Source organism: Stenotrophomonas sp. 05L44_2 (assembly GCF_056665995.1).
In genome coordinates, this window is sequence record NZ_JBFTNR010000024.1 from 1 (window position 1) to 12,229 (window position 12,229).

The 12,229-nt window shown below is 63.3% G+C and carries 10 protein-coding genes; 6 read left to right on the forward strand and 4 right to left on the reverse strand.

The window, feature by feature from the left end:
- The 5 genes from AC1VAN_RS01545 to AC1VAN_RS01565 form a co-directional block, all read left to right on the forward strand.
- Nucleotides 1-448: hypothetical protein (locus AC1VAN_RS01545; RefSeq protein ID WP_480985144.1), on the forward strand; the 448-nt coding region annotated here is incomplete at its 5' end.
- The gene (locus AC1VAN_RS01550) at nucleotides 445-4,077 is read left to right on the forward strand and encodes a glycosyltransferase (RefSeq protein WP_480985145.1); all 3,633 of its coding nucleotides are present in this window, start codon (nucleotides 445-447) and stop codon (nucleotides 4,075-4,077) included. The genes AC1VAN_RS01545 and AC1VAN_RS01550, both read left to right, overlap by 4 nt.
- Nucleotides 4,078-4,124: 47 nt before the next feature.
- A complete protein-coding gene (gene gmd / locus AC1VAN_RS01555) occupies nucleotides 4,125-5,159 on the forward strand; it encodes a GDP-mannose 4,6-dehydratase (protein WP_033830280.1) in 1,035 nt (344 codons plus the stop codon).
- Nucleotides 5,143-6,033 (forward strand): NAD-dependent epimerase/dehydratase family protein, encoded by an 891-nt coding sequence (locus AC1VAN_RS01560; protein ID WP_282280424.1) that lies wholly within the window; start codon nucleotides 5,143-5,145, stop codon nucleotides 6,031-6,033. The genes gmd and AC1VAN_RS01560 overlap by 17 nt, the downstream gene beginning before the upstream one ends.
- Before the next feature lie 36 nt (nucleotides 6,034-6,069).
- Nucleotides 6,070-8,175 carry a hypothetical protein gene (locus tag AC1VAN_RS01565; RefSeq protein ID WP_480985146.1) on the forward strand — a complete coding sequence of 702 codons (2,106 nt, stop codon included), beginning with the start codon at nucleotides 6,070-6,072 and terminating at the stop codon, nucleotides 8,173-8,175.
- 84 nt (nucleotides 8,176-8,259) lie between these two features.
- On the opposite strand, the gene AC1VAN_RS01570 is transcribed toward AC1VAN_RS01565, so the two are convergent.
- Genes AC1VAN_RS01570 through AC1VAN_RS01585 form a run of 4 tightly spaced genes read right to left on the reverse strand, consistent with a single transcriptional unit; the run spans nucleotide 8,260 to nucleotide 11,013 of the window.
- A complete protein-coding gene (locus tag AC1VAN_RS01570) occupies nucleotides 8,260-8,637 on the reverse strand; it encodes a GtrA family protein (protein WP_051501545.1) in 378 nt (125 codons plus the stop codon).
- A 28-nt stretch (nucleotides 8,638-8,665) separates the two neighbouring features.
- Nucleotides 8,666-9,367 carry a class I SAM-dependent methyltransferase gene (locus AC1VAN_RS01575; protein ID WP_033830282.1) on the reverse strand — a complete coding sequence of 234 codons (702 nt, stop codon included), beginning with the start codon at nucleotides 9,365-9,367 and terminating at the stop codon, nucleotides 8,666-8,668.
- A gap of 28 nt (nucleotides 9,368-9,395) precedes the next feature.
- Nucleotides 9,396-10,331 carry a glycosyltransferase family 2 protein gene (locus AC1VAN_RS01580; RefSeq protein WP_160170323.1) on the reverse strand — a complete coding sequence of 312 codons (936 nt, stop codon included), beginning with the start codon at nucleotides 10,329-10,331 and terminating at the stop codon, nucleotides 9,396-9,398.
- On the reverse strand, nucleotides 10,324-11,013 hold the full coding sequence (locus tag AC1VAN_RS01585) for an NAD-dependent epimerase/dehydratase family protein (RefSeq protein ID WP_099782741.1): 690 nt from the start codon (nucleotides 11,011-11,013) through the stop codon (nucleotides 10,324-10,326). Before AC1VAN_RS01585 ends, AC1VAN_RS01580 begins: the two co-directional genes overlap by 8 nt.
- A 236-nt stretch (nucleotides 11,014-11,249) precedes the next feature.
- Here AC1VAN_RS01585 and AC1VAN_RS01590 point away from each other — a divergent pair.
- Nucleotides 11,250-12,229 (forward strand): acyltransferase family protein (locus AC1VAN_RS01590; RefSeq protein ID WP_480985147.1); only part of this gene is annotated, 980 nt, incomplete at its 3' end.

A 12,229-nucleotide genomic window follows, 5' to 3' on the forward strand; every position in this document is an offset into this window, starting at 1 on the left:
GATGAAGGGCGAGCTCGGAAAGCAGCGGATAGAGGCCAACCGGTGGTGGATCGAAGCCGAGGCGCTGCGCGCCCAGTTGCGTGAGATGGAAGCCAGCCGGTCCTGGCAGATCACCCGTCCGCTGCGTGCCGTCCGTCGCCGGATGTCTGGCGGGGTGGTAATGAGCGCCAAGCGCCTGATGCGGCCGGTGGCGACCATGGCGCTGCGGGTGGTGTTCGCCATTCCGGGCCTGCGTGAAATCCTCAAGCCGATTCTCAAGCGCATTCCCTTCGTCTACAACCGCCTGCACACCATTGCGCAGCACGAGCAGATGTTCGATGCCGTGCGTCCGCCGCCGCAGGCGATCGGCGGCCCCGAGCGCGAGGTGACGGGTTCCATGATGGACAAGCGCGCCGAGCAGGTGCTCGCCGATCTGCGCGCAGCCTGCGGACAGGGAGTCGCACGATGAGAGTAGTAATCGATCTACAGGGTGCCCAGACCGAAAGCCGCTTCCGCGGCATCGGGCGCTATTCGATGTCACTGGCGCAGGGCATGGCCCGCAATGCGGGAGACCACGAGATCTGGGTGGCCGTCAACGGTGCCTTCCCCGAAGGCATCGACGAGATCCGCGCCGGTTTCGACGGCCTGTTGCCGCCGGAGCGGATTCGTGTCTTTGACACTTACCGTGCGGTGAGCTGGACCGATGACAGCAACGTCTGGCGCCGTCGCGCGTCCGAGCTGATGTGGGAATCGGCCCTGGCCGGTCTACAGCCGGACATCGTGCATGTCTCCAGCCTGTTCGAAGGTGCCCAGGGCGGCGCGGTCACCTCCATCGGCCGGCTGCCGGGTGTGCTGCCTGCGGCCATGACCCTGTACGACCTGATTCCCCTGCTCAATCCGGAAAAGTACCTGGGTTCGGGTTGGGGCCGGGCATGGTACATGGACAAGATCGAGCACCTGAAGCGGTCGCCGTTGCTGCTTTCCATTTCCGGTCACGCCCGCGACGAAGCCATCCAGGCACTCGATCTGGATCCGGCCCGCATCGTCAACATGTCCTCGGCGATCTCGCCGCACTTCAAGCCGCTTCCGATCGGCGACGTGGAACGCGAACGGCTGATCTCGCGTTTCGGCATCCGGGGCGGCTATGTCATGTATAGCGGCGCCATGGAGCCGCGCAAGAACGCCGAGCGCCTCCTGCAGGCGTTCGCCATGCTGGGTGACGCAGTGCTTGCCAACCACCGTCTGGTGATTGCCGGCAAGATCCATGAAGCGGACATGATCCGTTTCAATGTCCTGGCCTCGCAGCTGGGCATTTCCGACCGGGTCGTCTACACCGGTTACATCACCGACGACGAGCTGATCCTGCTGTACAGCGCGGCCAGCCTGTACGTGTTCCCGTCCCTCCACGAGGGTTTCGGGCTGCCGGCGCTGGAAGCGATGGCCTGTGGCACGCCGACGATCGGCTCGGGTACCACCAGTGTTCCGGAGGTCATCGGTCGCGCCGATGCCCTGTTCGATCCCATGGACGTCGCACAGATGTCGGCGTGYATGCGCCGTGCCCTGCAGGACACTGACTTCATTGCCTCCCTGCGTGAGCACGCGCCCCAGCAAGCCGCGCGCTTCTCCTGGGACGTGACCGCAGTGACCGCGCTGACCGCGTTCGAATCGGTGGTTGCCGCCCGTCCCGCGCGCGCGCGCAGCTGGCCCGCCAGTGGCCAGGCGGTGGAGCAGAACTACCGCGATCTGATCGCCGCCATCGGGGCCATCGATGCGCCGATAGGGCCGTCCGATGCCGATCTGCACGTCGCAGCACCGGCAATCTCCTCGGCCATGCAGGCCAACCTGGCCATCGCCCGTGGTGGTGAGCTTCCCGCCCAGTTGTCCTGGCGCGTGGAAGGGCCGTTCGACAGCAGCTACAGCCTGGCGTTGGTCAATCGCAGCCTGGCCGAGGCGCTGGCCGAAAGGGGCCATCATGTCGTGCTGCATTCCACCGAAGGCCCGGGCGATTTCGCCGCGTCCCCGGCCTTCCTGGAAGCCAATCCCAGTGTTGCCCGCCTGCATGCCGGCGAGCCGGCGCTGCCGGCTGCGCAGGCCGACGTCACCAGCCGGCTGCTGTACCCACCGCGCGTGGCGGACATGCAGTCGCGCGTCAACACCCTGCATCTGTACCCGTGGGAAGAAAGTGGTTTCCCGCAGGCCTGGATGGATGATTTCAATGACAACCTGCAGGGACTCTCGTGCGTCTCCGGCCACGTACGCAAGGTCATGATCGACAACGGCGCAGCGATCCCGCTTGCCGTTTGCTGGAATGGCGTGGACCACTGGGAACGCATCGAAGCGGCGCGGCACTATCCGGTTCCCGGCAAGTCGCATCGTTTCCTGCACGTGTCATCCTGCTTCCCGCGCAAGGGCGTGGACGCGCTGCTGAAGGCCTATGGCCAGGCGTTCAGCGGCAGCGATGATGTCAGCCTGATCATCAAGACCTTCGCCAATCCGCACAACGAGGTCCAGCGCTGGCTGGCCGACGCCTCGCGCGACCACCCCGATTTCCCCGAGGTGATCATCATCGAGGGGGACATCAGCGATGCCGAGTTGAAGCAGCTGTACGCCAGCTGCCACGCTCTGGTCGCTCCCAGCCGGGCCGAAGGCTTCGGCCTGCCCATGGCCGAGGCGATGTTGATGGGCTTGCCGGTGATCACCACCGCGTGGGGCGGTCAGCTCGACTTCTGCACCCCGCAGACCGCCTGGCTGGTCGATTACTCGTTCGTCGCAGCCGACACCCATTTCAAGCTCTTCAACTCCGTATGGGCCGAGCCGGACGTCGATTCGCTGGCAGCGGCGCTGCGTGAGGTCCACCGTGCGGACCCTGCGGCCCTCAAGGCGCGGACCGGGGCCGCGCGGCAGCTGCTGATGGAGCGCTTCAAGTGGTCCGATGTGGCCGAAAAGCTGGAGCACGACGTGCGGCAGTTCGCACGTACCGGCTCCGTTCCGGCGCTGCGCACCGGGTGGGTGACCACCTGGAACACGCGCTGTGGCATTGCCACCTACTCCAGCAACCTGGTTGCCGGGCTGAGCGAACCGGTGGCCATTCTTGCGGCTGATGACAGCGACCGCACGTTCGACGACGGTGCAGAGGTCGTGCGCTGCTGGACCCGTGGTTCGGGCGATGACCTGTCGCGGCTGTCGCGTGAGATCGACCGCCTGCAGCTGCAGGCCATCGTGATCCAGTTCCAGTACGCATTCTTCGACTTCCMGCACTTCGCCCGTTTCCTTGAAGCGCAGAAGCGCGCCGGTCGGGTAGTGGTGGCGCTGCTGCATGCCACCGTCGACGCTGCGGAGAACATGGCCAAGCAGCTGCACATGCTGGCACCGGCGCTGGCCGGCTGCGACCGCGTGCTGGTGCACTCGATCGCCGACCTCAACCGGCTCAAAGCCCTGGGCGTGGAACGCAACACGGCCCTGTTCCCGCACGGGATCATGGACGCGCCCGCGATTCCGGAACGAGATACGGGTCGGTCCTTGCATATCGCCTCGTATGGCTTCTTCCTGCCACACAAGGGGCTGCAGGAGTTGATCGAGGCGGTGGCGATCATCCGCGACAAGGGCCTGGACGTCCGCCTGACGATGGTCAACGCGGAGTACCCCGATACCGTGTCGCTGGACCAGATCCGCAAGGCCGAACAGCGCATCCGCGGGCTCCGCCTTCAGGGGCACGTCCGCATGGTGACGGACTTCCTGCGTGACCAGGACAGTCTGGCGCTGCTGCAGGAGGCCGACGTTGTGGTGTTTCCATACCAGGGCACCGGTGAGTCGGCCAGCGGCGCGGTCCGCTACGGCCTGGCGGCTGGGCGCCCGGTCGCGGTCACCCCGATTCCGATCTTCGACGACGTCGGCGATATCGTGCACCGCATGCCCGGCACCACGCCGGCCGACCTGGCCAAGGGCCTGATGGCCCTGCACGCCTCGCTCGCGTCCCATGGCGAATCGGCCCAGGCTGTGCAACGCAACGCAGCGCGTTGGCGCGCCGAGCACCGCTATCCGATTCTGGCCAAACGGCTGGAGCACATTACCCGTCAGCTGGCCCAGCCAGCGACCTGATCCCTTGCGGATATCATTCCCCCTATCTGGTTGAAGAATAAAACGACATGAAAAAGGCAATCATCACCGGTATCACGGGTCAGGACGGCGCCTATCTGACCGAACTGCTGCTGGACAAGGGCTACAAGGTCTATGGCACCTACCGCCGGACCAGCTCGGTCAATTTCTGGCGATTGGATGAAGTCGGGGTTACCAACCACCCCAATCTCGAGCTGGTCGAGTACGACCTGACGGACCTGGGTACCACCATTTCGATGGTGCAGAAGATCCAGCCGGACGAGATCTACAACCTCGCCGCACAGAGTTTCGTCGGCGTCAGCTTCGAGCAGCCGACCACGACTGCGCAGATTACCGGTGTGGGCGCGCTGCACCTGCTGGAGGCAATCCGCCTGATCAATCCGAAGATCCGCTTCTACCAGGCCTCGACGTCGGAAATGTTCGGCAAGGTCCAGGCGATTCCGCAGATCGAGGAAACCCCGTTCTATCCGCGCAGTCCGTACGGCGTCGCCAAGCTGTACGCGCACTGGATCACGGTGAATTACCGCGAAAGCTACGGCATCTTCGGTTCCAGCGGCATCCTGTTCAATCATGAAAGCCCGTTGCGCGGGCGTGAGTTCGTCACGCGCAAAATCACCGACTCCGTTGCCAAGATCAAGCTCGGCCTGCTGGATTGCCTGGAACTGGGCAATCTGGACGCCAAGCGTGACTGGGGCTTTGCCAAAGAATACGTGGAAGGCATGTGGCGCATGCTGCAGGCCGATCAGCCCGATACGTTCGTGCTGGCCACCAACCGTACCGAAACCGTGCGTGACTTCGTCAGCATGGCCTTCAAGGGCGCCGGAATCGATGTCGAGTTCAAGGGCAAGGACATCGACGAAGTTGCGATCGACACCGCCAGCGGCAAAACCGTGATGCGCATCAATGCCAAGTTCCATCGCCCGGCCGAGGTTGATCTGCTGATCGGCAACCCGGAGAAGGCCGAGCGCATCCTGGGCTGGAAGCCGCAGACCTCGCTGGAACAGCTGTGCCAGATGATGGTCGAGGCCGACCTGAAGAGGAACGAGCGTGGCTTCTCCTTCTGACCTGCAGGGAAAGCGCGTCCTGGTGACGGGGGCGACCGGCTTCACCGGTCGCTATGTCGTGCAGGCATTCGCCGATGCCGGCTGCAGCGTGCTGCCGCTTGCGCGTGCCGACGGCGGCGCGGTCGACCTGCTGGACAAGACGTCGCTGCAGCAGGCGGTGGCCGCCGCCCAGGCCGACATCGTGGTCCATCTGGCTGCGATTTCGTTCGTGGCCCACGGTGACGCCGAAGAAATCTACCGCGTCAACATCGTCGGTACGCGCAATCTGCTGGAGGCGCTGGCAGCAGCGGCTCATCGTCCTTCGCATGTAGTCCTGGCCAGTAGCGCGAACATCTACGGCAACACCGAAGGCATCCTGGACGAAACCGCGGCAGCCGCCCCGGTAAACGACTATGCGGTGAGCAAGTACGCCATGGAACTGATGGCGCGCCAGTTTGCCGATGCCTTGCCGCTGACCGTGGTCCGTCCCTTCAATTACACCGGCGTGGGCCAGGCCGATCGCTTCCTGATCCCCAAGATCGTCGGACACTTCAAGCGCCGCGAGGCACGGTTGGAGCTGGGGAACCTCGATGTCTCCCGGGACTTCAACGACGTGCGCAACGTGGCCGATGCCTATGTCCGGCTGGCTGCGCTGCAGGGTGTTGGCGAGGTCTTCAACCTCTGCTCCGGCATAGAGCACACCTTGATGGACGTGATTGGCATGATGCGGGAGATCGCCGGACATTCGCCCGAGATCGTCGTCAACCCGGCCTTCGTCCGTGCCAACGAAGTGCGCACGCTGGTGGGAAACCCCGCACGCCTGCAACAGGCGGTGGGAACGGTCGAACAGCGCACCCTGCGCGAAACGCTGCACTGGATGTACGACAACGCATGATGGCGTGCTGCCGTCATGGGGAAAGGGAAAGCAACGATGCACAAACGCAATGAACCTGGCCAGGATGTCGTGGCCGATGCGATCGCGGTCGCGATCCGCGCGGGTCGGGGCCTGCTGGTAGGGCTGTTCCTGGTCAGCCTTGCTGCGCTGGTGTACTACCTGTTCAGGGGGTATATCCCCGAGTTCAACACTGATTCGGCCTTCAAAAGCCTGTTGGCGGGTGAGGTAGTCCGACAGGGTTCGTACTTCCCGTCCGACTGGAACTACGTGAATGGCGACCTGTGGGTGCTGTTCGGGCAGATCTTCATCATCCCGTTTTTGCCTTTCTTCAAGAACAGCTACACCTTGCACGCGGTTTCTGGCCTGATCTCTTCGGCAATCGTGCTCATCTCGCTGTGGTGTGCCTCTGGGATGGTGATGCGCTCGGCATGGATGCGGCTGCTTACGGTCACGATCTTTGCTGGCGGCGTGTCCTGGGTGATGGCAGAGAACCTGTTTGGTCAGGTTTCTTACGGCAACGTGCTCTACGTTGCCGTGTTCACGCTCTACTTCAGTTGGCGTTGGCTGGAGGCGACAAGCCGCCGGGCATCGGTGATCTGGGCCGTCGCATTGGTGGTGCTGGGCATCCTCGCCTTCTGGGGCAATCCGCAGCGCGCTGCTGCCTATGACATTGCACCGATGCTGGCTGCACTGCTGGCCTGGGCAATGGCACGCGGTGACCTATTCACTTGGCATCCGGGTGCTCGACGCTGGAAGCTGACGGGTGACGCGCGGCGCCTGATCATCCTGGGCGTCATGCTTTTCGGTGCTGCACTGGTCGGAACGATCCTGCATGTGGTCTCGCTGGCACAGGCGCATAGCGCCGACGGCGCGGGTTCGGCGCGCTGGCTCAGCCTTGCTTCGTTCAAGGACAACCTATGGTTCACGCTCGAAGGCATCCTGGGTGTGTTCGGGGCGTTGCCGACGGCGGGCAGGTCGGTGATGTCCCCGTGGGGAGCCTACGAAGCGCTGCGCCTGCTGTCAGTACTGGCCATGCTGGTGCTCCTGCCGTCGGTCTGCTGTGGGTTCCTGCGTGATGCCCGCCCAGGCGCGCGCATGCTTGCTGCCTTCACTGCCAGTGGGCTGTGCCTGTTCATCTTCCTGCAGGTCACCACGACCACGCCGGACATGACGGGGCCGGTCATGAGCGCACGCTACATGCTGCCCTCGCTTGTGCTGGGCCTCGTGCTGGTGCTGGGCCATGCAGAGTCACAGGGCCTGCGCACCCCGACCGGCGTGGCGTCCTGGTGCATCGCGCTGGTGCTGGCGAGCAGCCTGGTCTACCCCGGGAACTCATTCTCCCGCCTGTATCGTGGCACCCCGCCGTCGCACCATGTGCAGGCAATGGACGTGCTCAAGGCCCACGGTCTGCAGTACGGCTACGGTACCTACTGGAACTCGGGTGTCATCACGATCCTCAGTGGCGGGGATGTCCGTGTCCGCCAGATCGAATTCGACCRTGGGCTGCCCATACCCCGGTTGCACCTTGCATCGCGAAGCTGGTTCCGACCGCAGACCTGGACCGGGAAGAGTTTCCTGCTGCTGAGCAAGGAAGAGGCAGCCCAACTGGATCGGGACACGGCCTTCACCTTTACCGGCGCACCTCTTGAAGAGTTCCCTGCCGGTGACTTCGTGGTGCTGGTCTTCAAGGAAAATCTCGCCTCGACCCTGCCCAACTGGGACGTGGACAGCTCCAGCGAGCGCGCCATCAGCGACCCCTTGGGGACGCGGTCCCAGCACCAGATCGGCCGACTGGACAAGATCGAGGGGCGCCTGCAGCTTGCGGCCGACGCGGGGGAAACGGGCTTCCTTCACTATGGCCCCTACGTGACGCTGCCGGCAGGCGACTACCGTGTCGACGTCGACGTGTCTGCCCCGTCGACGGGGGAGGTGGGTTACATCGACGTGGTCGGCAACATGGGAGCTACAGTGCTTGCCAAGACCCCCATAGCCGGCCCGACCGCCGCCCCTGTCAGCCTTCGGCTCACTGCCGCGGAGGCCGTGCAGGGGGTCGAAGTGCGGGTCTTCAGCAATGGCGCGAGTGCCATGACGCTGCGATCGATCACACTTCAGCCGGTGACGGCGGCGAAGGCACTGGACTGATGGGACTGCGACGGCCTGTTCAAGCAGGCCGTCACGCAGAAGGGGAAAAATGGCCGCCGAGTCGGCTCCCGCCTTCGTGCGGTATCAAAGATGTCCGGGCGGTTTCGGCGCCCGCATCGCCCAGCGCGACAGACCGAAGGCCAATGGCAGCGTCAGCACGATGCTGATTGCCATGCCCAGCCATTCCGGCGTGTCCAGTTTCTCGATGCACAGCCGCAGGATCAGCATGCCGAGCAGGAACTGGACCACGTAGATCAAAGGGAACAGCAGGGCCGAGCGCCGTGTCATAGGCTGCTTGAACACCATCATCGCGTTCACCACATATGACAGACCAATGCCTGCGAGGTACGCGATGAAGTAGGCAAGTGCATAGCCCATCCAGTGCAGGAGCACCAGGTAGATCAGATAGCTGGCAACCGTGCTGGCGACGCGGGCAGCGATGAATTTGGCGAGTTCCAGCACGGGGCGGTCAGCGAGGCAGGGCAGGCAATCAGGCGCGCGCGTGGACGTAGTACTGAGCGCCCAGCGGCAGCCAGCCCAGTGAGCGTTCGGTCGCGCGAAGGAACGACAGGGCCTTCGGGAAAAAGACGATGTATCGCGCCTTGATCGTCCGGAAAGACTGCCTGCCCACCAGGCCGAGCAGCTCATTGCGCGGCAGCAGGATCGCGTCCTCGTCGAATTCGCAGTCGCGCACGACCTTCATGGTCAGCGGATTCAGCATGTTGTGTTCGAACACCAGGAAATGCCCGCCAGGCTTGAGTACGCGACGGATCTCGGCTGTCCAGTGCTCGCGCTGGTCCACCGGGATGTGGTGGTACACGCACGCCACGAACACGATGTCGAACGTGGCGTCCGGATAGGGCAGGGCGTTGTCGACTATGACCTTGAACGACGCCAGATCACCATGGCGCTGCTGGGCCATGGCAACGCTCTCCGAAGAGATGTCTGCGCCATGCAGTTCGGCCTTGGGAAGGGCGCGCCGCAGCGGGGCAATCGACCCGCCGATGCCTGTGCCGAAATCCAGCACCTTGATGGCCTTGCGGGCATCTTCGCCGAGCTCGCGTGCAGCGACGTTCGCTTTGTACTCGGCGAAGTACTCCGACTCCTCCCCGCTGGCGGTGATGCTCGCATTGTGCAGATCGCGGTACTGGGCCGCGTAGCGATCGAACTCGGGTTGCTCGTTGTTGTTCATGGCTCTTCTCTCTCGGCGCTCGAAAGCACTACGCCTTGGAAATGGATTGCACCGCGAAAGCCGGCTTCTTGTTCGCGACGCCCATCAGGCGCCCGATGTACTCGCCAACCACGCCCAGGATCACCAGCTGCACACCACAGGTGAACAGTACGACCGACATCAGCGACGCATAGCCTGGGTTGCGGATGGTTCCGGTCAGGTGGGCGATAACGATGTAGGTGAGGTAGGCAAAGCTGATGGCAGCGATGGCAGTACCGAAGTAAGAGGCCATTCTCAGCGGAAGATGGGAGAACGTGATGAAGATGTTCATCGCGTGGGAAATCAGCTTGCGCAGCGTATATGCGCTCTCACCATGGCGGCGCGCGCCATGTTCAACGGAGACCGTCGCCACACTGGCCGTCAGCCAGGACAACATGCCGTCCAGGTAGGGCTTGCTCAGGTCGAACGCACTCAACTGCTCGGCCAGTGTCCTGTCAATGCAGCGGAACGAGGTATAGCTGTCGTTGAGGTCCGGGAACGATACCTTGAGCGTGCGCCGCATCAGCTCGGAGCTTATGTTCCGGTACCAGGCATGCGTACGTGCCGGGAACACGCCGTAGACCAGCGGCGTCTCATCGTTGCAGGCGGCGAGCATTGCCGGGATGCTTTCCGGCGGATGCTCCAGGTCATCATCCATCGTGACCACCGCCGCGCCGCGTGCGTGCGAGATGCCGCAAAGCGTGGCGGCATGCTGGCCGAAATTGCGCGACAGCCTGATTCCCTTGACGTGAGGATCAACGGCAGTGATCGACTGGATCGCACGCCAGGCATTCACGTCGCCCCTGTCGTCGACGAGGATGACCTCGTAGCTGATATTGGCCAACCCCAGGCAGGCGCCGACACGCTGGCACAGCTCAGGCAGGGCCGCTACGCCGCCGTAGACCGGCACTACCACGGAGACTTCGGGAGGAGAGATTTCAACCATAGTATTTCTGCAGCACCTTGCGGGCGTAGTGGTCACCTGCGTCCAGGCCAAGGCCGAGACGGTCGGCAACCTTCCAGGCGGCGGTAGCATCGACCTGGAAGGCTTCTCTGCGGGGAACGATGCGTGCGCGTCCACGCTTGCCGAGCAGTTCCTCCAACATGGATACGAGCTTTGTCACAGCCACCGGGTGGCGGGCTGCGATGACCGTGGAACGCCGCTCGTTGGCCGGGTCCGCAAGCAGCTCCGGCACGATCAGCGCGATGTCGTCGATATCCACAAGGTTGCGCTCGGCGCCGTCGTAGATCGTGAAATCCAGCCCGTCGATGATGTGGGAGGCGAGGTAGTTGGTCAGCGTGTTGGGATTGGACGTCCTGCCCACGACCTGTGGCAACCTGAATACGAATCCCCCCGGTCGGTCGAGTACCAAGGCTTCCATGCGGGCCTTGTGCCGGACATAGGGGGACGGCGGCAGATGGTCGAAGCCCACGACGCAACTGCTGAAGTACACGAACCGGGTGTGATCACGCAGCAGATTCGCTTTCAGGAGCTCATTCTCGCGCTCGAATTCACCCTCATCCGTCTCAGATGAATTGGATACTCCGGACGCAAGGATGATGACCGATTCGTCATCCTGATAGCGTGCACGGAAGGCCTCGGCAAGCAGTCCTCTACCTACGATCATCTCAGCGTGCGTCTCGCCACTTACGGAGGTCGCGGCCAGCAGAAATGCTCATCGGGAAGGTGCCTTCGTTGCCAAGGGGAGGGCTGCAGGGACAGACCCGCCGACAGTGTATTCGTTGACCCGACACCAATGCTAGGCAGGCCCGGTCGCCGTCCTCAGCGGCGGCTGGCCTGGAGCGTGCGATTAACGGCATAATTCGGGCCATTTACGACGCCGCAAGTCGGCAGGACGAGGAGATGGGCCTCAAGTACAGGGCTGATATCGATGGGCTTCGGGCCATCGCCGTCCTTGGCGTGCTGTTGTATCACCTGGACCCTCGGCTGGTGCCGGGGGGATACGTGGGTGTAGACGTATTCTTCGTGATTTCCGGCTTCCTGATCTCCCGGATCATCTACGGGGAAATGGAGGCTGGCAGCTTCTCCATTGCTCGATTCTACGTTCGCCGTGCCCGACGGATCCTTCCGGCGCTGCTTTCGGTCGTGCTGGCGACCTCGGTGGTCGCGATGCTGGTGCTCTACCCAAGCGAGCGCGTGCAGTACGCACAGTCTGCGATCGCGTCCATCCTGTTCTCGGCCAACTTCTATTTCTACGCCACGCTGAATTATTTCTCGCCGGCGGCCGATGAAATCCCCCTGCTGCACCTGTGGTCGCTGGGCATCGAAGAGCAGTTCTACATCCTGTTCCCGCTATTGGCATTGCTGCTGACCCGGATTGGACGCAAGCTGTTTACCGGCCTGCTGGGCGTCCTCTTCCTTGCATCCCTGCTCACCTGCGCGTGGGCCCTGGCGGTGAATCCCTCAGGCGCGTTCTACCTGCTGCCGTTCCGGGCGTTCGAGTTGTTGACCGGTGCCCTGATCGCATTGGTGCCGGTTGCATGGACACCCGCCCGACGCCTTGCCGGGTTTTTGTCCTGGGTTGGGTTGGCGGCCATCGTCACAGCCATGTACGGCTTCGACAAGGGCACGCATTTTCCGGGTTTTGCTGCACTGCTGCCCTGTGCGGGTGCAGCGATGCTGATCATGGCGCATGGACATGGCCAGGTCGGTCGCCTGCTGTCCTCCCGGGGAATGGTATGGGTAGGGAAGCGTTCTTATTCGCTCTATCTGGTGCATTGGCCAGTGATCGTGTTCGCGCATCGATTCTGGCCCGATTCGGTCTCCATGGCCTGGGTTCCCGTGTTGGCGGCAGTCTCATTGCTGCTTGCCCACCTCAACTT

Excerpts from the sequence above, each read along its gene's own strand:
- gmd (WP_033830280.1), top strand. The coding sequence starts at position 4,125 with ATGAAAAAGGCAATCATCACCGGTATCACGGGTCAGGACGGCGCCTAT.
- AC1VAN_RS01575 (WP_033830282.1), bottom strand. The coding sequence starts at position 9,367 with ATGAACAACAACGAGCAACCCGAGTTCGATCGCTACGCGGCCCAGTAC.
- AC1VAN_RS01580 (WP_160170323.1), bottom strand. The coding sequence starts at position 10,331 with ATGGTTGAAATCTCTCCTCCCGAAGTCTCCGTGGTAGTGCCGGTCTAC.
- AC1VAN_RS01585 (WP_099782741.1), bottom strand. The coding sequence starts at position 11,013 with ATGATCGTAGGTAGAGGACTGCTTGCCGAGGCCTTCCGTGCACGCTAT.